Genomic DNA, 21,724 nt, shown 5'->3' with positions numbered 1-21,724 from the left:
GCCGGACCGACGGTGAAGTGGTTCACCGATCCCGACGAGGTCGCCGAGGAACGGGCGGCGGCTGCCGCGTTGCGGCGTCTTCCGGTGGGCGGCCGGGTCGTGGCGGTCTGCTCCGGGGCCGGCGGTGTCGGGGCGACCTCGATCGCCGCCGGGATCGGTGCGACCTTGGCGGCGTTGTGGCCCGGCCGGATCGCATACGCGGGCCTGCTCTCGGCCCCGCCGATCGCGGGCGTCCACGTGGCGGCGGACACGATGTGGACCGACCAGGTCACGCTGGACGCGGTCGTGGAACTGCGGGATCGGCACAGCGTCCTCCTGCTGGACTTGGGCGTGCATGCCAGCCGGACGACGCGGATACTTCTGTCCACAGCAGACCGCATTATCGTGGTGACCGATGAGGACGGCCTTGGTGAGGAAAGGGCGCTTGCGCGGGTGAACACTGCGGCGCCGGCCACGAAGCGAACAGTGGCCGGTCGTCCTGGGCAGTCCACACACGACCGCTTCGTCATCCCGCCGGACAAGGCGTTCGCCCAGCTCGACGCGGAATTGCTGGAGCGAGCCAAACCCGCGACCTGCCGTGCCTTGTTGCGGTTGGCCGCCTGGTGCGTATAGCGCGCGAAACAACCGCGCGATACGCTGTCGTCGCTTGTGGTGGGTGCGGCGGATCCACATCTTTCGAATGACCTCAGACCGTGGAGGCACCGGGACGATGATGATGCGGCTGCGGCACTTGAAAAGGCTCGGAAAGGTTTACCCGGCCGGAATCGTGCTCGCCTTGGTGGCGGCGCTCGGCGCGACCGTCTTCGCCCTCGGCGCGACCGGCCAGCGGCCCGCGGTCGCCGACGGCGCGTCCTGGCTGTGGAGCAAGCAAGTCGGCGAGGCGTCGCAGGTCAACGCCGTCTCCGCGAACGTGTCGCTGCGTCAGCCGATGATCGACGCGCAGGGCCACCCGGTCCGGGTCACCCAGAGCGATCGCTACGTGATCCTCCACGATCTGTTCACCGGCCGGGTCACCTCCATCGACCTGACCCGGATGGGCTTCTCCGGCTCGCTCGACGTCGGCACCGTCGAGGACACGGCGGTCATGCTCGACGGTGCGACCGCGATCGTCGTCGACCGCACGCGCGGCCTCGTCCGCCCGGTCGACGCCGGCAGCCTCCAGTCGATCGGCGATCAGGTGCGCCTGCCCGCCCCGCTGGTCGGCGGCGCGTTCGACCAGTCGGGCCGGCTGTGGCTCGGCGTACCCAGCCAGGGCACCGCGATCGCGCTGGTCGTCCGCGACCGGCAGATCGTCGTGGCGCGGACCGAGGCGGTGGCCACCCCCGGGCACGAGCAGGCGTTGACCGTCCTCGACCAGGGTGTGCTCGTGGTGGACCGGGGCAGCGACCAGATCGCCGTCGTCGGCGAGACCGCCACCCGCAAGATCACCTCGCCCGCCCCGCTGGCCAGCGCGGTCGTTCCCGCCCGCACCGTCGGCTCGGCGGCGGCGATCACCTTGCCCGCCGAGAAGAAGATCGTCACCATCGGCGACGTCGCCAAGGGCACCCCGGTCGCCACCATGTCGCTGACTCCGGCCGAGGCGCAGGCGGCGACGCAGCAGCCCGCCGTCAGCTTCGCGGGCAAGGTCTACGTTCCCGATCAGACCACCGGAACCGTCCGCGTGGTGACCGCCGCCGGTCAGCCCGCCGGGACGATCCAGGTCGGCTCGGCGCAGACGACGGTCGAGATCGAGGTACGCGAGCAGCACCTGTTCATCAACGCGCCGGACACGACGACGGCCGTCATGGTGGACGAGGACGGCAAGACGTCCAAGGTGGACAAGTACGACCCCGTCCCGGAGACCTCGCCGACACCGACCGCGCAGCCGGCGCCGACGCTCTCGCCCCAGCCGGCGGAGTCGCCGACGGGCAAGCCCTCCGACAAGCCGGGCAACCAGCCGACCAAGCGACCGCCGTCGCCGAAGCCGTCGCCGACGGTGAAGGTCGAGCCGCAGCGCCCGGGTCCGCCGGTGCCGGTCACGGCGCTGGCCGGGGACGGCCGGGTCCGGCTGTCCTGGGGCAAGGCGAAGGCGGGCTCGGCAGCGGTCGAGGCGTACACCGTGACCTGGGACGAAGGCGGCGGCGGCCGGGTGCAGGTCAACGGTTCGACGTTGCAGACGACCATCACCGGCCTGACCAACGGCACGTCCTACCGCTTCAAGGTGTACGCGACGAACCAGGTCGGCGACGGCCCGCCCGCCCTGTCCGAACCGGTGACCCCGGCCGCGGCCCAGCCGCCGGGTACGCCCAACGCCCCGACCGCCAGGCTGGAGACCGACTCCGACGACTGCTACACCGGAGCCGTGCTGGTCTCCTGGCCCAGCGTGCCAGGCGCGGCCGACTACGTGATCACCCCGCTCAAGGGCGGCGCGGCCGGGGCCAACCCGCCGCAGACCGTGACCGGCACCGACGCTCGGTTCGCCGGCCTGACCCCGGGTGACAGCTTCACCTTCACCGTGGTGGCCCGGAACTCGGCGGGCGCGGCGAGCGACGCCAGCCCGCAGAGCAACGAGCTGACCGTGCACTACCCGCCGGCCGCGCCGACCAACGTCAAGGGCCGCCAGACCGCGGCGAACACCTACGTCGTGACGTGGAACGCGGCCGACGGCCACGGCCTGCCGATCACGGGGTACGAGATCCGTGACGAGGACGGCAAGAAGATCGGCGAGACCGGCGGCGGTGGGCGTACCGTGACGATCACCAGCGCGGCCAAGCTGGACTGGGTCGAAGTGGTCGCGTTCAACGACGACGGCGAGGGCCCGTCCGGCTTCGACCAGGTGACCCAGCCGGCCGCGCCGAAGATCGCCATCTCCTCGACCAGCGCCACCGAAACCGAGATCACGGTGAACTTCACCGCCGACGGCGACGGGGCCGCCGCGACCTGCACGTTCACCGCGGGCGGGAAGACGGTGTCGGACTGCGGCTCACCGGCGAAGATCACCGGGCTGTCCGCCGACACGCAGTACACGGTCACCGCGAAGATCACGACCTTCGCCGGGTCCGCGACCGACACCGCGTCGCAGAAGACCGACGCCGCGCCGAGCGGCAACGGAGCGACCGTGACCTGCACGGACTCGGCGAGCAACCCCGACCCGTCCTTCTGCTCGAAGGGGCTGCCCGTCTACGGCGACCGCAACGACAACGGATCGGTCGTCCGCCGGGTCGCCGACGGAGCGCACATCACCGTGGTCTGCAAGGTCCACGGCGAGAACCAGAACGCCGGCCCGTACAACAACAACAAGGAAGGCGACCACTGGCTCAAGCTCACCGACGGGAACTGGATCTCGTGGGTGTGGCTGCGCTTCGACAACGGTGACGACGTGGAAGCGCTGCCGGACTGTTGACCAGACCGACCGCGCGCGGGCTGACGACGGCCGTCTGCTCCGCCGCCCTGCTCACCGCCGGGCTGCTGCTGGCGTACCGGGAGATGGCGATGCTGGGGGCGGCGGGGCTGACCGCCTTCGCCCTCAGCTCCCTGTGGAGCCTGTCGCCACCCCGGGTCGTCGTCGACCGGCTCGTCGAGCCGCGCCGCGTGCGCCGTGGTGAACCGGCCCTCGCCACCGCCGACGTGGTGGTGCTCGGCCGGTTCCGGCGGCTGCTCACGTTCATCGATCCGGTGCGCGAGGAGGGCAGCGACCGCGACGACCTGCCGTCCGGCCGGGCGGCGGTGCTGGCCAAGCCCGGCATCCCAGCCCGGGTGAGCTTCGCGCTGCCGACCGGCCGCCGGGGCGTGTTCCAGATCGGACCGGTCAGCGTCGGGCGCGACGATCCGCTCGGGCTCTGGTCCGTGACCCGCCCCGCCGGTCCGGCCGAGACCTTCACGGTCTGGCCCGCCTGGCATCCGCTCACCCGGGGCGCCATCGGTTCAGCCGCCGAGATCGAAGGCGAACGAGAACTGGTCGACGCGGGCAGCATCACCTTCCACGCCCTGCGCGAGTATGTTCCCGGCGACGACTTGCGGCACATCCATTGGCGTACCTCGGCACGGGCGGGCACGCTCATGGTGCGAACGCATGTCGACGCGGCGGTCGCCCGGCTGGTGCTCGTCCTGGACGACCGGCTCGCGTCCTATCCGGACTCCGCGGCCTTCGAGGAGGCGGTGGAGGTGGCGGCGTCGGTCGTGGTCGCCACCGTGGAAGGTGGACTCGGCCTGCGGCTGATGCTCGCCTCCGGCGCCGGTGGAGAGCGCTCGATCGGCCAGACCCAGACCGGCCTCGACCAGCTCGCAGCGGTGCGGCTGACCATCGGCGGCGGCGAGGTGGGAGAGCTGCGGGCGCGGCTGACCCTGCACATCGCAGGCGACGCCGTGCTGCTCGTCACCGGGACGAAGGCCGACCTGTCGCTGCTCGGCCCGCTGTCGGCGCGATACCGCAGCGTCGCCGCCGCCGTGGTCGGCCCGCCGCCCGACGATCCACTGAAGTGGGCCGTGTTCGCGCCGGCCGCCGGCCAACTCGTCAACGCACTGCAGGACCGGTTGTGGAACGTCTCGTCATCGCGCTGACGCTCGCCGTCGCCGGAACCGTCGCGGGCGGCCAGATCGCCGGGCTCTACGCCGGCCGCGAGGCGCTGATCACGCTCGCCGCGACGTCGGCGGGAGCGGCGCTGCTCGGTCTGATTCCCCGCCGCCGCTGGCACATTCTGGCCGCGGCGGCCGGGCTTGAAGCCGTCCTGATCGGACTCCACCACTGGCTGCCCGGCCCGATCAGCCTCATGGACTCGGTCACCCACGCGGGAGCACGGCTGCTGACCAGCGCGTCGCCCGTACCGTCCCGGGTGGACACCCTGGCCCTGCCGGTCGTCGCCACCTGGCTCGCGGTCTCGGCGGCCTCCGCGCTGGCTCGCGGCCGTCGTCCGGGCGCGGCCGCGTTGCCGCTGGTGGCGCTGGCCACGGCGATGCTCGTGCTCGCCGGTCCACAGGCCGGCACGAACTATCGCCGCACCGCGGTGCTCATCGCCGCGCTCGCGTTGCTGCTCGTCGTGCTCCGGCCCGTTCCGGCTCATACGCGGAGAGCCGGGCCCCGGCTGCTGCGGCTCGCCACCGCGGCGCTGGTCGCCGTGGCGCTCGCCGGTGGCACGCTACTCCTGGCCCCGCCGCTGCTGGCGGGGGTCACCGCGGCCCCGCCCGACCTGCGGGCGTACGTGATCGCACCAGTGCAGGCACCGCCGCAGACCCATCCGCTCAGCCTCGTCGGCCGCTGGGGGGTGCATCCCGAGCAGCCGCTCCTGCGGATCACCGCCGACCGGCCGGTGACGTTGCGCTGGGCCGTGCTCGGCGACTTCGACGGCACGAGCTGGCTGCCCGCCACCACCTACCGTGCTGCCGGGGGCGACCGTGGTGGGGTGCCGAACCCGGCGATCGCCGTCGACCAGGTGCACGCCACGGTCACCGTCGCCGAGCTGACCGGCAGCTGGCTGCCCGTACCGGACGGGCTGCGCCGGGTCTCCGGCGTCGCGATCGCCGTTGACGAGGAGTCCGGTGCGGTCGCCGTGACCGACGGGCTGCACCCCGGTCTCACGTACGCCGTCGACGCGGCCGTCCCGGCCCCGACCCAGGTGCAGCTGGCGACCGCGCAGTTGCCCCGCTCGGCCAAGTACGACCGGTACCGGGAACTGCCCACCGGCAACACCGGCCGCATCCCCGAACTGGCGTTGACGGCGGCCGGCGACGGCCTGCCGTACGCGCAGGCGCTCAACCTGGCGCGGTGGCTCAAGACGACGTACCGCTACGACCCCCGCGCTCCGGGTGGCAGCGGCTATCCGAGCATCGTCCGCTTCCTCACGGCGACTCCGGCCGCCGGCGGCGGCCGGGGCACCTCGGAGCAGTTCGCCACGGCGTACGCCGTCCTCGCCCGCGCGCTGGGCATCCCGGCGCGGGTGGTAGTCGGATTCACCGCCGCGACGGGCAACGGGCCCGTGACGGTGACCGCCGCCGACGCCCGAGCCTGGCCGGAGATCTACCTCGATCCGGTCGGTTGGGTCGGCATCGACGTCACCGCGCCCCCGGCGACCAGCACGACCGCCCCGTCGGCGTCGCCCCGCCCGTCGCTGTCGGCCGAACCCGAGCAGTCTCCGGACGCCGGCGAGGACCCGTCGACCGCCCCGGACGTGGAGATCATGACGCCGGAGGCCGAACCGCCGGGCGGCGTACGCGGATCGTGGCTCTGGCTGGCCTGGACGACGGCTCTCTTCCCGCTCGCGTTCGCCCTCGTGGCCCTGCTGCGCATCCGCCGCAGCCGCCTGCGGCTCGCCGTCGCCGACGACGCGGGCCGCGTACGCGGGGCCTGGGCCGAACTGCGGGACGGCGCTCGGCTGGGCGGCGTACCCATCAGACCATATTGGACCGCGACGGAAGTCGTGGCCGCCGTCAGCGACGCGGTGGCCGTGGAACCGCGCGACGATTTGCCACAGGCGGTGAACCGCGCGGAGTTCGCCGACCCTGCCGCGGACCTGGCCGCCGAACCGGCTGTCGAGCAGGCCGCGGATCTGATCCACCGAGTACGCCGAAAGGCGAGCCGCCGCCGTCGTCTGCTGTGGTGGATCGACCCGCGTCCACTGTGGTGGCGCTGAGTCCTCAGTTGACGAGGGTGTAGTTGGGGATCTTCGGCTCCCGATCGGCCGGATCGGCGTGGATGTCCCGCACGACCGCGCCCTCCGGAAGGGGCGCCCGGGAGATCGAGATGCCCTGCAGGCAGGTGTCGCACCAGAACGCGCCGTAGCCGACGCCCTTGCCGACGTCGCCGGTGAAGACCAGCCGCAGGGTCTCGTGGCCGCAGTTGGGACAGCTCGTCGGCGGGTCCGCCGGGACGGCCTCGTACGCCGCCTCGTAGGCGTCTTGCCACTGTTCCCAGGTCGCCACGTGTCATCCCTCCGGCCGGACGGGCTGATTCTCCCACCAGGTCTCCTCGTGCTCGTATGCCCGGTCCTCGAACCGCTCCGCCTCGTCGGCGGTCGACGGGTATGGCAGGCCGACGGCCAGCTCGTCCCGGTGGAACCGCTCGTGGATGAGCGTCCGGGCCAGGTCCTCCTCGCTCGCGAACGCCTCCCGGAACAAGACGATGGACCCGTCGGGCCGGGTGACGCCGTGCCAGCCGCGGACCGCTTTGTTGATCGAGATCCGCAGTCCGGTGAGGTCGATGCCGTACTTGGCCGCGACGGCGCGGACCGAGTGCATGGTCATCGGATAGGACGGGCCGGAGCCTCGAGAGCCGATCCGGTTGAGCTGCGGCGGGCCCGGATTCGATCGGTTCTGCTGTACCTGGTTCCGGGCGTGGCCGAACAGCTGCCGGAGCCGGGGATTGCGTTCGGCGAGCCGTTCCAGGTCCGTGAGTTCGAGGGCCTCGCCGGGCGTGCGGCTCTGTAGTTCGAGGAGCTGCCGGTACCGGTCCCGGAGCGCCCGGTTGACCGCGTCCGGCAGGCGCGTCGCCGAGGTCGCCATCGGTGGGAGAGTCGACTCCAGCATGGGCCGTGCCTCGGTCAGCTGGAGCGTCACGTCGATACCGGGCCGCTGGACCCAGGTGCGGACACGGTGGAAGCCCCGCCCGTAGGCTCGCGGGTTGACCGGGTTCAGGAGGAAGCGGATGAGCTTGCGGGGAGAGAAGGCGCCGACGAAGAAAGCGACGTTCGGGTTGGTCTGCAAACCGGCCCGGTCGTTGGCCTGAGTGAACGGGCCGTGCACCATGTCGTTGTCGTGGTGCACGTGGTCGGTGTCCCAGTCCAGGCGATCCGGGGCGTCCATGATCGGGGAGTACCGGTGGGAGTAGCCGACCTCGAAGACGAGCGGCTGGAACTCCATCCCGGCGTCGGAGAAGATCTTGCGATACCGGTTGATCGCCTTCATCAGGTGGAACGCCGATCGCACCTTCGCGAGGCGTTTGCCGTCCGTGCGTACCCTTGCGGCGTTCTCCCGGATCTCGCGGAGGTCCGACATCAGCTTGTCGTAATCCTCGCTGCCACTGGCCGCGAGGCCCTGGCCGCCGATCCAGATGTAGAACTGCTTGACCCCCCAGATCTTCACGTCGAGGAACGTGCCGATGAAGGCGTACGTCGTGAAGGAGTGCGTCCGGTCCAGCGCGGCCGACGGGTCCGACCGGGCCAGGATCCCGGTGACGCCTTCGCCGAGGTTGGCCAAGGCCCGGACGGTCGTCGGCCGCGTCTCGGTGTCCTTGTTGCCGAACGGCAGGGGCGTGCCGATGCCGCTGCCGTCCTTGGCGCTGACCGTGATCATCGGCAGGTGTGCCAGGAGCGCGGCGATCGCGTCGATCCAGGCCCGGCCGGTGAGCGGGAACAGGTAGCCCGGCGGCACCCCGGTCGGACCGTACTGATTGTCGTGGCCTCGGCCCGGGCCGTCGTTGTCCTTCCAGGGGGTGAAGGTCGAGAAGCGGATCGCCCCGAGCCGGTTGACCGTCCGGCTCGCCGTCGTCTTCGTGTACGCCACCCAGGTGTGGCTGCCGTCGGGCAATCGCAGGCGGGTGTACCCGGTCTTGTTGCTGAACGCGAACACTCGCCACGGTCGCTGGTAGCGGACCTTCGTGGTGAGCAGCGACCAGGGGCGGGCCCGCACGAACTTCACCGGCCACAGCACGGTTCGGGTCAATGCCGCCGCGACCGGGCTTCGCATCTGCGCGATCCGATCGGCGCCCATCCGGGCCGCCTTGTACCGCCGCGCGGCGACGAACCGTTCAAGCCGGTCCGCCCGGCGGCCCGCGACGCGGCGTACGCTCGGCCGTAGCGGCTGGTGCGGCGGCGTGCTCATCGATCCCGACGACTCGAGCCCCAGGGTGGGCACCCGGGCGGTGAACACCCGTCGGCCCACCGACCGGGTCGGCGTCGGTACGCCGATCGTCGTCGGAAGCATGGCGCCGAGCGCCGTCGCGAGATGGCGGTCCAGGTCCAGCAGGTTGTCGATCCGCCGGGCGGCGAGCGTCGGCAACGCCCGGAGAAGCAGTTCCCGGCGCAGCTTGGCGTGCCGCTGCCCGTCGCGTACGCCGGCCCGGTGCAGCAGGATCATCAAGGCGGCGAGCGCGGTCGGCCGCTGGCCTACGGCGAGCTGGTCGGCCTGCCATTGGATCTGGGCGATGAGTGCCATGTCGGCCGGGCTCAACCCGTCCGTGTCCTGCCGCACGCGCGAGGTCAGCGGGTGCTCGCCGAGAACGTCGGCCGGGCCCGTCTTGCGGTCGTGATCGGCGCGGGCGATGGTCTCCAGCGCCTGCGTCAGCGCACCGGCCAGGTGCAGGGTCGTGTTGTCCGCGGTCAGCCCCGCCGCGACCGTGATGGTGACGGTCCGGTCGACGGTGTCGATCCGCACGTGGGTCGCCGTTCCGGCAGCGAGGCGGCCGGGGCGGACGGTGATGGTGACCGGACCCTGCAAACCGTCGTGCCGCGCGGTGACGACCGTGTCCGCCCCGGTACGCCGATGCGCCGACACGGTCAGCGCCCGGCTCAGCAGCACGTCCCTTGTGGCAGTGAAGATCCGCCGCGCGAGCGGCTCACCGGCGAGCGGCGTACCCCGGACGGGCAGCTCGGCGATGGCCGGGGTCTCGGTCACCAGCCCGGGCCGGTGCTGCTCCAGCAGGATGTCGTTGATCAGGCGACCCCGTTCGGCGGCACGTGTGCTGCGCCGCGCGCTCTCGGCGAGAGCCTGGTCGGTGGGATCAGCCAGATCCGCGATCGCCACGCCCACATCAGACAGAACGGCGTCGACCTGAGCCGCCACGGTGGATCCGAACATCGCGGCGGTCATCCGGATCACCTCGGCCCGCCGGGCGGCGTGCTCCGGCTGGTCCAGACGCAGGCCGAGCCCGTCGATGAGCGCGTGCGCCTCGGCCGCCAACCGCGCGGCACGCGAATGGGCCACGTTCGCCGACGGCATCGGGCCTGCGGTGGCCCGCCCGACAGCCACCGCCGCCAGCCGGGCGGCCTGGGCGAGCGCCGTCGGCTGCTCGGTCATGACCAGCCCGGAGTTCTGGGCGAGATGCCGCCCCAGCGCCATTCCCAGGGCCTCGGCCAAGTCGAGCGGCAGACCCGAGCGCGACATGCGGCTCGGGGGAATCCGGATCGCCCAGGTCTGGCTGCCCGGCCGGGGCGGGCGTACCTCCGCGATCGACGATCCCCGGGTCGGCCCCGAGTCCAGCGTGATCCGGCTGGGTCCGTCGCCGTTCGGCCAGGTGAGGCGGAAGGCGGGGGAGCGGCCTTCCTGCTGGACGGTCACCCCCAGCGCCGCGGCCGCCTGATGCAACGCCCGAGCGTTGGCCTGCAGCGCCTCGTGCGGACTGTGAATGTCGAGCATGTCGCCGGGGTCGTGCACACGAGACCGGTCGGTCAGCAGGGTGCGTACCAGGACGCGGCGGGGTGGGGCGCCGGACATCGGCCGTCCGAAGTCGATCCGGAGATCCGTGGCGACTTGGACGTCCACGATCGATGCCGCGCGGTCGGCGAGGAACCGGTGCACGTGGACGGTCACCTCGACGACTCGCGTACGCCCCTGGGCGTCGGTGAACCGCTTCTGGAACAGCACATGGGCGTCGCCGTGGTCGCCATCCTGAATGGACACTCGGTCCGGCTCGGCGAGCGTCCGCCGTACGAGATCCCGCTCGGCGTCCAGCTGGTCCGCCGTGGACGGAGTCACGCCACGGGCGCTGCGGCCGCCCAGGCTGTGCAGAGTCTGGCCCCATCGGGCCAGCACTGCCGCCTCCCGCGACGGCTCGGCGAAGCCCAACGTCGCGGCCTCGCCGCGCAACGCCGACTGCAGCGCGAGATCCAGGTTTCCGCCGGAACCGGCCAGGCGTGGCACGATGATCGATGTCGGGTTGTCGGTCCGGGCAGCGATCTCGGCCAGCAGCTCCGTCCGGGCGGCCTCTGCCGCACCGAGGAAGGTCGCGTCGAACGTGGCGGCCGTGGACGGCAGCACCGCATCGCGGCTGACTCCCCGCGTCCCGAGCCGGTTCTGGGCGTACGAGCGGACGAACAACGCGTGGTCGACCGCCGCGATGACGATGCTTGGCAGCTCGTTCTCCACGATCTGCCCGGCGAGGGCCTGGTCGAGATCGGCACCCGCGACGGCCAGCGTCGCCGCCACGAGCTGCCCGATCTGCTGCCGCCGCTGCTCGACCCGACGCCCCCGGCCCGGTGGCAGATCGAGGTCGCCGACGAGCCGGGCCAGATGCCGTCCAGGCAGGTCGCCGTTGGTCGCCTCGGCCGCCGTCAACCGCGTGATCGTCGCGGCAGCCGCCGGGTCGACGGCCACCGCCGCCAGCAGCACACGCAAGACCCGGTCCGCCTCGGACCGGCTCCGTTGCACCAGGCGTACCGCTGCGGCCACGTCGCCGGCCTCGCCCGTCAGGCCCGGGGGGCGGTTCGCCGCCAGGACGTGCGAGACATCCGCGGTTCCCACATAGCTGTACGCCTGAAGCACATCCAGGAACACGTCCTGCGCGCCGGAGTGCTCGGAACGGAAATCAGCCCCGCCCAGCCGGACTCGTCCCAGCTCCCGGGTGATCCGCACCCGAGCCTCCGGAGTGGACATATCCAGATCGTGCGCGACGGCCAACCGGAACGTCCGCGTGCCGGCGTCCCAATCCAGGCGCACCTGCTGACCAGGCGGCAGGACGGCGTACTCGACGCGCACGGTGCGCGTGGTGTGCTCGCTGAACGCGATCTGGACGTCCGTGCCGGAAACCGTCGCCGTGGTCTGATGCTCGAACCGGAAGTCGCCGCCGATCAGCTGCGTCACCAGGGCGGTCGCCTCTTGGTCGGTGCGTCCGGCGTACGCGGGAGCGGGGTTGGTCGCGAAGATCGTCGCCAGCGCGATCCGTCGGCCCGGCGTGTCGTTCGCCTCGCCGGTCAGCACCGTCGCCACATCGTTCGGCGTCTCCGCCGCCCGCACGTACGCCGCCCGCCAGTCCGGTTCCTGCATCAGCGCCACGAACGCGTCGACGTCGACTGTGGAGCCCGACGTCATCCGGGCCAGCCGGTTCCAGCGCCGATGAGTGCCACCCGGGCGCAGCCCCATGTCGTCGAGCTGCCGTTCCAGGTCGTCCAGGACGTTGGTGGACGGCGTACCGGTGGCCGACAGTAAGGTGTCGATCCGGCTGGTGAGATCGGCGGCACCCGTCGCGGTGGGCCGTCCGGCGACGAGGGCGTGGCTCAGTCGCTTGCCACCGGTGGGCGCGGTCGCCGCCGGTTGCACCGGTACGCCATCCTGATCGAAGATCATCGAGTAGATCTGGGCGTCGGGGTCGATCGGCGGGCGGTTCGGTTCGCCGGCGGTGCTCCCATGGTCGGCGTAGTAGAAGACGACCCTGGTCTGCCCCGGGTTCGCCGGATCGGGCTCACGCCGGGCGAACACGGCGTACGCGTGCCCAGCCGTGCGATCGTGCGGGTCGACCGTGATCACGAACGCCATGGGCCCCGCGTCGGCGTCGGCAGGCAGCGCCTGGCGGAGCTGTTCCTCCACCTGGGACAGACCTCGCGTGCCGTCCGGGTGCGCCTGGAACTTCGTCCCCGCCCACGTCTCGACCAGGCGCGCGAGGAATCCCTTGCCGGTGAGGTTCGACGGCGCGACCGACGGGCGGCCGAAGTAGGTGTGGTAGACGCTCATCAGCCAGAGCAGGCAGTTGTCCGACCGGCCCGGCACGGTCAGGCCGCCGTCGTTCGACGCGTTCATCCACGGGCTGGCCGGATGCGGATGCAGCGGACCCGCCTCGCCCGGGCGTACGCCCAGGTGATGCCGCAGGTTCAGGTCGTCGGCCTGGCTGCCGGGCGCGGCCTGGCCGTTGGCGACCAGGGCGGCCGAGGGGTCGGCCCCCGGCAAGACCCCAGTCGCGGGTGGGGCCGCGGTGACCGGCGCGGCATTCACCGGGCCGCCGCTCGGGTTCGGGCCGCTCGCCGTGGGATTGTTGCCGGTCGTCGCGCCGGTATTCGTAGCGCTGCTGGTCGTCGGGCCGGTCGTGGGCGTGCTGGTGGTGGCCGTTGGACCGGTGCTCGTCGTGCTGGTGGTCGTGCCGCCCGTGGGCGTGGTGCCGGGCGGCGTGGCCGTCGCACTGGGCGCCGCCGGGGCAGTGCCCTGCGGGCCGGGGTTGACCGGTTGCCCGCCGGTCGGTCCGGTGGGTCCGGCCGGGCCGCTGCCCGGTGGCTGCTGCCCTCGGACCGCCGCGAACAACGGACCCAATTCCGGGTCCTGCGCCGCCTGGGCTTCGAGACTGTGCAACTCGGTCGTCTCGGCCACGGTCAACGATCCAGTGGCCTGACGGCCGAGCAGGTCGGCGTACCGCTGGGTGAGCGCGATGTTGATGTCGGCGCGGGTGTCGGGCGTGGCGGCGATGGCGGGCGTCTGAGCGGCCGGCAGCGCGGGACGTGCGTCGTCCAGGCCGAGCGTCTCGGTGAGGCTGGGCCGGTGATGCCAGCTCCGGACGAACCGTCCGGCGCCGCGCAGGGCCGCCCACGGGTTGAAGTTGCCGAAGTAGACGGCGATGTTCGGGTTGGTCTGCCAGCCGGACCGGTCGTTGGCCTGGGTGAACGGGTCGTGGAAATCGTCGGCGTGCTCGACCTGCGGAGTGTCGGGGTTGTCATGCGTGTCGGACACGTCATGGCCCGTGATGCTCGGCGCCGTGAGCCAGGGCGTGTAGCGGTGGCCGTAGCCGATCTCGACGACGAGCGGCTGGAACTCCGCGCCGTCGGTGGAGAAGATCCGGCGATACTCGTTCAGCAGGCGGGCGAACGCCTTGGCCGCGCGCAGCTTGCGCCCAGCGGCGACATGCTCTCGCCACGACTCGATGAAGGGCTTCAGCCGCTCCAGGAGTTGCTCGTAGTCCTCGCTGCCGGTGACGGCGAAGCCCTGCCCGCCGATCCAGACGTAGAACTGCTTGACGCCGCCGATCTTCACGTCGATGAACGTCCCGGTGAAGATGTACGCGGTCGAGCTGTGGGTGTGCTGAAGCTCTGGCGACGGGTTGGTCTGGCCGACGACACCGACGACACCGACGACTCCGGTGATGCCGTCGCCGAGTCGGGTGACCGCGCGGATCGTGGTCGGTCGTGTCTCGGAGTCCTTGTTTCCGAACGGGAACGGGGTGCCGATCCCGCTGCCGTCCTTGGCGCTGGCCGACACCAGCGGCAGGTGATCGATGATCGTAGCGATCAGGTCGAGCCAGTGGTTGCCGGTGAGGATGAACGGAACCCGGGGCGGCCGGATGGTCGGTCCATGCTCGGGCGGCTTGTCGGGATCGTTGTTGTCCTTCCACGGGGTGAAGGTGGAGAACCGGATCGCGCCCAGGCGGTTGATCCCCCGGCTGCCCGAGGTCTGAACATACGGCACCCAGCGATGGCTGCCGTCCGGTAGCTGCACGCGGGCGAACCCGGTCTTGGTGCCGAAACTGACGAGCCGCCACGGCCGTTGGTACCGGAACTTCCCCGTGAGCAGCGCCCAGCCACGAGCCCGCAGGTACTTCGGCGCCCACAGCACAGTCCGCAGGGTTCTGCTGCCCCATGTGGTCTGCGCGTTGGCGATCGCGTCCGCACCCATCCGGCTGATCTTGAAACGGCGGGCGGCGACATACCGCTCCACGCGGTTCGCGTTCCGCCCGGCGACGCGGCGTACGGTCGGATGCAACGGCTGGTGCGGCGGTGTGCTGAGCGATCCCGTCGAGTCGATGCCGATCGGGAGGTGGACCGTGAACCGCCGCCGTCCGACCGATCGATTCGCCGCCGGGGACTCCAGATTCGGCGGCAGTCCGGCCTCGATCGCCCGCGCCAGCGTCTCGTCCACGTTGAGCAGATTGTTCACCTGCTGGGCGACGGTGTCCGTCAGCAGACGGCTGAGGACGGCTCGGCGAAGTTCGGCGTGCGGCTGACCGTTGCGGACACCCGCCCGGTGGAGCATCACCACCAGGTTCAGCAGCTCGCGCGGATCCTGCCGGGTCGCCAGGGCCTCCGCCAGATGCTGGATCTGCGCCGCGAGCGCTGCGTCGGACGGACTGGCTCCGTAGACGTCGTTGTGCATACGCCGGTTCAGCGGGTGGTCGCCGAGGATGTCGGCCGGAACGATCGGCCGCCGGCGGATCCTCTCGTTCTCGCGGCGCTGCGCGCGAATGCGCTCCCGTGCCTCCCGGGTCTGGCCGGGCAGCCGGCGCGGGTCCGCGGGCATCGTCTGCCGGGCGTCGACCCGGCCGATGGTCTCCAGCGACCGGGTGACCTCTCCGAGGAGGTGGATCGTCGCGGCGTCGGCGGTCAGCCCCTCGGCGAGGAAGACGGTGACCGTGCGCGCGGTGAGGTCGATTCGGGTGTCGGCGGCGATCCCGGCCGGCAGAGTGGCCGTCTCGACCCGAACCGTCACCGGTCCGCCGGCCAGGCCGTCGTGGCTCACGATCGTCGTGGTCACGTCGCCGTCGCGCCGATGGCCGAGTTCGGTGAGCCCGCGCTCGGTCACGATGTCAGGCAGCGTGTTCGCGATGTGGTCGGCGAGATCCGTTCCGGTCAGCGCCGGACCCCGGGTGCGGAGATCGCCGATGACCGGAGTCTGCGAGGTCATCCCCGGCTGATGCTGGCCGAGCAGGATGTCCGTGACCATCCGGCCGCGCCCGCGCACCTCGGCCGCCCGCCGCGCCGCCTCCGCGTCCCGCCGTGCGGCCGGGTCCGCGATGTCGGCGACGGCCGCGCCGTTCTGGTCGACGGCCGTCGTGGCGGCAGCGGCCGGTGCGGCGCCGAACGTCTCGGTGAGCAGCGTGTCCACCGCGGACCGGCGATCGGCGTACTGCGGTTGGTCCATCCGCAGCTGAAGATCTTCGACGAGCGCGTGCACCTCGGCCGACAACCGCCGGGTGCTGGGTGTCCAGGTCGTGCCGGCGGGCGGCGCAGCCACGATGGCCTGCCCGTGCCCGACCGCGGCCAGCCGGGCCGCCCGCCCCAGGGCCTGCGGCAGCTGCGTCGTCACCCGGCCCGACTCCCGATCCTGGTGCAGACCGAGCGCCAGCCCCAGCGCCTCGGCGACGTCGAGCATCATGCCGGTACGCGTCACGCCCCGCGACGGAATGCGGATCTCCCAGGTGGGGTCGCCGAACCGGGGCGGCCGCACCTCGGCGACGGCTCCGCCGCGCACTCGCCCGGTCGTGATGCGTACGCGAGCCGGCCCGTCGCCATTGGGCCAGGTCAGGTCGTAAGTGGTGCTGTTGCCGTGCTGGACGAGGGTGACGCCCAACGCCTGCAACGCCTGCCGGGTCGCCTCGTTGACGGCACTGTCGCGGGTGGCGGACCGGCGCGCCCGCACCCGATCGGGCGAATCGCGTACCTGGCGGCGGGGGACGAGCCGGGTGTCGGAGCGGACCCGATGCGCCGGCTGGCCGTGCATGGGCCGCCCGTGGTCGGTCCGCGTGTCCGGGGTCACCCGCACGTCCGACACGTACGCGGTCCGGTCGTTCACGGAGCGCTGCACGTGCACCGTGACCGCGACGGTGTGCTGGTTGCCCTGCGCGTCGGTGAAGGTCCGCTGGAACAGCACCCGGGCGTCGCCGGTGTCCCCGTCCTGCACGGTGACCCGGGTCGGGTCCTCGATGGTCTGCCGGATCGCGGTCCGCGCGCCGTCCACGATCTCCGCCGTGGACGGCGTGGGGTCCTGACTGCCCAAGGCGTGCAGCGGCCCGCCCCATCGGCCGAGCATGACCGCTTCCGCGCTCGGCTCCGCGAAGCCGAGCCGGGCCGCGGCGTTGCGGAGCGTCCGTTGCAGCGACGAGTCCAGCCGGGCGGCGTTCCCGGCCAGCGGCGGCAGGACGATTCCCTGCGGGTCCGGCCGGGCGGCGTTGGCGTCGGCCCGTCGATTGTTCAGCTCGGTGAGGAGCGCGGCCCGTTGCCGGTCGGCGGTCGCCACGATGCTCGGGGAGAAGGCCGCGTCGCGTGGGCGGATGACCCCGCGTACCTCGTTGTTCTGCGACGCCAGCCGAGCCCGGGCCACGGTGAGCGCGAACCGTGCGCGGTCCACCGCTTCGATGAGCGACGGCAGCAGGGCGCTGTCCTGCCGGCCCTGGTTGCGGAACTCCTGGGCGAAGCCGGCCGCCGCCAATTGCGCCGTCGCCGCGACGAGCTGCAGAGTCCGGGTTCGTTCCCGCTGCGCCCGCCGATCGGACCCGGTCGGCAGGGTGAGATCGGCGAGCAACGGAGCGAGCCGGGAACCCAGCTGATCTCCCCAGCTCGCCTCGGCCGCGATCAGCCGGACGATGGCCTCCGCCGCACGAGGATTGGCCCGGGCCGCCTCCTGCAACAGCGTCATGATGCGGGCGGTCTCGGCGCGGGACTGCTGAGTCAGCCGAACCGCGGCTGCGACGTCGGCGGTGTCGCCGGTCTGGCCCGCCGGGCGGTTGACCATCAGCACATGCTGGACGTCGTTGACCCCCGCGCCGGCGTACGCCTGGAGCACGTCGCCGAACATGTCCCGGTCGCTGCCGTCGTCGGCCCGGAAATCCATACCGCCCAGCCGAATCCGGGCGATCTCGCGGGCGAGGCGTACCTGTATTTCGGCCCGCGCCGCGGGCGTGGTCAGGTCGGCGTCGTGTGCGACCGTCAACCGGAAGCGGTCGTCCCCGTTCCAGTCCAGCCGCACCTGCTGACCAGGCGGCAGGACGGCGTACTCCACCCGCAGCGAGCGGCTGTAGATCGAGTCGAAGGTGATCTGCAGGTCGTTGCCGGAGCGCGTGACGACGGCCGCGTGCTCGAACCCGAACATCCGACTGATCATGGCGGCGACCTGGTCGATCGCCTGGGTGTCCGGCCGTCCGGCGTACGCCGGAGCCGGGTTCGTGGCGAACGCGGAGGCCAGTGCGACCGTTCGGGCGGCCGACGGGTTCGGGTCGCCGGTGACACCCTCAGCGATGTGGTTCGGCATCGCCGCCGCCCGCTCGTACGCCGCCCGCCAGCCCGGTTCCTGCATCAGGGTGACGAAGGCGTCCTGGTCGGTCGTCGACCCGGCGCTCAGCCTGCCGAGCCGTGCCCAGCGGACCGGCGTACCGCCGGGTATCAGGCCCATCTCGTCGAGCCGCCGCTCGATGTCGTCGAGGACGTCGGCGGGTGGTACTCCCGTCGTGGTGAGCAACGTGTCGATCTGGCCCAGCAGATCGCTGACCCGCGAGTTGGTCGGCCGCCCTTGGATCTCCGCGCTCAACAGCGGATCGTCGTCGGCCAGCGCCGTCTCGGGTTGGACGGCCGTGCCGGCGTGGTCGAACATGATCGAGCTGAGCTGCGTACCGGGGCTGACTTGTGGACGCGTGGCTTCGGCGGCGGTGCTGTTGTTGTCGGCGTAATAGAAGACGACGTGGTTCTCGCCGGGATTCGAAGGGTCCGGCTCGCGACGGGCGAAGACGGCGTACATGTGCGCCACATTGGAGTCGAGCGGGTCGAGGGCGGCGACGAACGCCATCGGCCCGGCGTCCATGTCGTCGCCCAGCTGCTGGCGTAGCTGCTCCTCGATGTCGGCGAAGCCCTGGTTTCGGTCGCCGGCGGTGAAGGGGGCCGCCGCCCAGGTCGTCAACACGGAGGCGTTGAAACCTCGTCCGGTGCGATTGGCCGGCGCGACCGAGGGATGGCCGAAGTACGTGCTGTGGACGCTCGCCGCGAAAAGAAGACAGTTGTCACTGCGGCCCGCGACCGTGGGACCACCGTCATTCGCGGCGCCGACCCAGGGACCGGCCGGATGCGGATGCAGAGGCGGCACGTCACCGGGGTTGATGCCGAGCATCAGGAAGAGCCGCTGCACATCCGCCTGACTCCCCGCGGCCGTCGAGTCGTCCGGCAGCAGACCCTGCAACGGGGTCGGCCCCATCGGCGGCGTACTCGGAGCCTGGGCGTCGTCGTCCGGGCCGGCGTCCGGGTCCAGCGTCAGCGAAGTCGGCCCGGTGATCTGCACCTGCCCGTCCGTCGAGGCGAGCACCTGCGCGAGGGCATTCGCCCGAGTCGCCTCATGCGCTGCCATCTGCGCCTGCACGGTGGAGTCCATGACGAGCTTGGCGATCGCGATGGTCACCCGTGGGGAGACCTTGGTGGCGGTCCGAGTCGAACCGTCGGTATCACCGCGCTGATCGCCATCGGCGTCGGTGTCGTCGTTCGCGTCCGGCTTAGCGGTCTCGTCCGTGTCGCTGTCGTCGCTGGTGTCGTCATTGGTGTCGGCCGAGGTGTTCGGGTCGGTCGTGCCGGTCTCGTCCGTGTTCGATCCGGCCTCGCGTTTGGCCGTGCCGTCGGTGTCGGGCTGTCCCTCCGGCGTGGTGTTCTCGTCGGTGTCGGGCTGTCCCTCCGGCGTGGTGTTCTCGTCGGTGTCGTTTTCCGGGTCGGTCGAGGTGCGTTCGTCGGTGTCGTTATCCGGGTCGGTCGAGGTGCGCTCGTCGGTGTCGTTATCCGGGTCGGTCGAGGTGCGCTCGTCGGTGTCGTTATCCGGGTCGGTCGAGGTGCGCTCGTCGGTGTCGCCCGTACGCCGTCGGCCGGGCGGTGCCACTGGGGCCGTCGGCAGCACGCCGGTGGAGTCGGGCCCGGTGTGCGGAGTGTTCAGGGTGCCGCGTCCGCCGCCGACGGGTGCCGCGCCGGGGGCGGTCGGCCGGGTCGGAGCCGAGGTGGTGGTCTGGTCGCCGTCCGGCCCGGTCTGATCGCCGCCCACGTCGGCACCCTGCGGCGAGTCCGTGCTCGGCATGCCCGCCGGGCGCGGCGTGGTCTCGCCATCGGATGACGCGAGCGGCTGGCCATCTACATCGGGTGAACGGAGCGCCCCGGAACCCAGCGGGGGTGTAGCGGGCGCGCCGTCGGGTCCCGTCCCCGGAGGTGCGGTGGAGGTGCCGTCCGGACTGGTTCCCGGAGGCGCGGCCGGAACCCCGGATCCCACCGGCGGCGCACCAGGCGTCCCATCCGGCCCGGTCCCCGGAGGCGTGGCCGGCGCACCATCGGGCCCAGTTCCGGGCGGCGCGGCGGGGCTGCCGTCAGGCCCGGTTCCGGGCGGTGCGGCGGGGGTGCCGTCGGGCCCAGTCCCGGGTGGTGCGGCGGGGGTGCCGTCGGGTCCGGTTCCGGGTGGTGCGGCGGGGCTGCCGTCGGGCCCAGTCCCGGGCGGCACGGCGGGACTCCCATCAGGCCCGGTTCCAGGCGGCGCGGCGGGGCTGCCGTCGGGCCTAGTCCCGGGTGGTGCTGCGGGGCTGCCGTCGGGTCCGGTTCCGGGTGGTGCGGCGGGACTCCCGTCCGGCCCCGTCCCGGGTGGCGGGGTCGACGTGTCGTCGGGCTGCGTACCCGGCTCGGGCTGGGTGCCACCCGCGGGGGCGGGGATGCGGTCCGCGTTCTCGCGGGCCTGGCGGGCGGCGTCCTCGGCGTTGCCTGCGGCTGTGTCCGCGTGCTGGGCGGCGGCGGTCGCCTGGGTGGCACCGCGCTGGGCGATCTCGGCCTGGCGCGTGGCGTTCTGGGCGGCTGTGGCGGCCTCGCGGGCCTGGACGGAGTCGGCTCCGTAGCGGGCGACGGCGGCTTGGGCGGCGGCGTTCGCCTCGTTCGCCCGTTGCTGTGCGGCTTGGGCCTGCTGAGTCGCGGCATTGGCCGCCTGCTGCGCCTGGGTGGCCTGCTGGCGGGCTTGCTGAGCGGCGGTCTGCGCCTGATTGGCGGCGTTCTGGGCCGCTTGCCGGGCCGCGTTCGCGGCGGCCTGCGTACGCGTCTCGAGGCCGAGGACGGATTTCGTGACGTCCAGCGCGTTGCCGGACAGGTCGGCGTTCTCGCTGACCTTGTCGCGGACCATGCCGGAGCCGATCCGGTTGCCGAGGTTGCCGAGGTTGACGTTCCAGTTCTTGTAGACGACGCCGTTGGCGATGGTCTCCGCGCCGACCTCGGTGATGAACTCGTCCAGCGCCCGGGTGCCGAGGTTGATCCCGGTCTTGCCGAGCTTGCTGGTGAACTTCCCGGCGATGTTCTCGCCGATCGGGGTGGCGAAGCTCAACAGCGCGCCGGCCGCGCCGCCGATCCCCGACGCCAAGGTCTTCTTCCCGTCCCAACTCGTCCGCGTGCCCATGGCGAATTGGGCCAGTTGCGCGGTGATGTCGACCCCGGTCTCCGCGCCGATCTCCTTGGCGACCTCCCACTTGATCGCGTGCTTGGCCCACTGCTTGAGTTCCTGCTTCAGCCCTTCGCTCAGGCCGTGCTGGCCGAAGGAGCGGACCGCGTTCGCGATCAGGCCCCGCATGAACGCCCAGATCGCGGCCCGGCCCATCGCGATCCGCATCCCGGCCGCCGTCCACGCGGCCCAGAACGCCAACCAGGCCGTGACCAGGATGACGAAGATCTCGATGATGACGACGGCGACCTCGACCAGCGTGGAGATCTTGTCGTACTCGATGTCGAGAGCAGACTGTTCCAGCGAACCGACGAGCGGAGGGTTGCCGTCGTAGCCGTTGAGGAGGATGTCGACGAGCATCTGCGGGACGTCGTGACCCAGGCTCTGCCACGACTTGGCGAACGCCGCCCCGCCGTCGCCGCCCCACGCGGCCACGAGGTCGGCGGCGGCGCTGTTGGCTTCGCTCAGCCCGGACTGCAGCCGTTCGCCCACCGAACGCCAGGCGGCGGCGAGTTCGCGGATCTGGTCCTCATTGGCCTGCGGCCAGCCGCTGCCGCCCGACCCCAGCCAGATCAGGGCGTCGCGGATCTCGTTCCACGGCTCGCCGAAGTCCCACAGCTCGATCACGGCGCCCGCCCCG

General features: G+C 72.1%; 6 protein-coding genes. 4 read left to right on the top strand and 2 right to left on the bottom strand.

Translation table 11 applies throughout. The features are described 5' to 3' along the window. The first annotated feature begins 12 nt into the window (after positions 1 to 12). The 4 genes from HDA40_RS11955 to HDA40_RS11940 all read left to right on the top strand — a co-directional run bounded on the left by HDA40_RS11955 (position 13) and on the right by HDA40_RS11940 (position 6,605). Entirely contained in the window at positions 13 to 612 is a 600-nt protein-coding gene (locus HDA40_RS11955) for a CpaE/TadZ family protein (protein WP_253754997.1), read from the top strand. Positions 613 to 679: 67 nt separating this feature from the next. After that, complete coding sequence (locus HDA40_RS11950) at positions 680 to 3,382, top strand: fibronectin type III domain-containing protein (RefSeq protein WP_253754995.1); 2,703 nt, start codon at positions 680 to 682, stop codon at positions 3,380 to 3,382. Beyond that, complete coding sequence (locus HDA40_RS11945) at positions 3,379 to 4,539, top strand: DUF58 domain-containing protein (protein WP_253754993.1); 1,161 nt, start codon at positions 3,379 to 3,381, stop codon at positions 4,537 to 4,539. The genes HDA40_RS11950 and HDA40_RS11945 overlap by 4 nt, the downstream gene beginning before the upstream one ends. Further along, complete coding sequence (locus tag HDA40_RS11940; RefSeq protein WP_253754991.1) at positions 4,515 to 6,605, top strand: transglutaminase family protein; 2,091 nt, start codon at positions 4,515 to 4,517, stop codon at positions 6,603 to 6,605. Before HDA40_RS11945 ends, HDA40_RS11940 begins: the two co-directional genes overlap by 25 nt. A gap of 4 nt (positions 6,606 to 6,609) precedes the next feature. On the opposite strand, the gene HDA40_RS11935 is transcribed toward HDA40_RS11940, so the two are convergent. Together HDA40_RS11935 and HDA40_RS11930 are read right to left on the bottom strand one after the other, a co-directional pair. Further along, positions 6,610 to 6,894: a hypothetical protein gene (locus HDA40_RS11935; RefSeq protein ID WP_253754989.1), complete on the bottom strand. Its 285-nt coding sequence runs from the start codon at positions 6,892 to 6,894 to the stop codon at positions 6,610 to 6,612. A gap of 3 nt (positions 6,895 to 6,897) precedes the next feature. Further along, positions 6,898 to 21,711, bottom strand: coding sequence for a WXG100-like domain-containing protein (locus HDA40_RS11930; protein WP_253754987.1), 14,814 nt, complete (start codon positions 21,709 to 21,711; stop codon positions 6,898 to 6,900). Between the last annotated feature and the right edge of the window lie 13 nt (positions 21,712 to 21,724).

This window comes from Hamadaea flava (assembly GCF_024172085.1).
GTDB lineage: Bacteria > Actinomycetota > Actinomycetes > Mycobacteriales > Micromonosporaceae > Hamadaea > Hamadaea flava.
This window is presented reverse-complemented; position numbering and strand designations above follow the sequence as displayed.

Bases quoted from the DNA above. Each gene is read 5' to 3' on its own strand.
- HDA40_RS11950 (WP_253754995.1), top strand. From the start codon at position 680: ATGACCTCAGACCGTGGAGGCACCGGGACGATGATGATGCGGCTGCGG.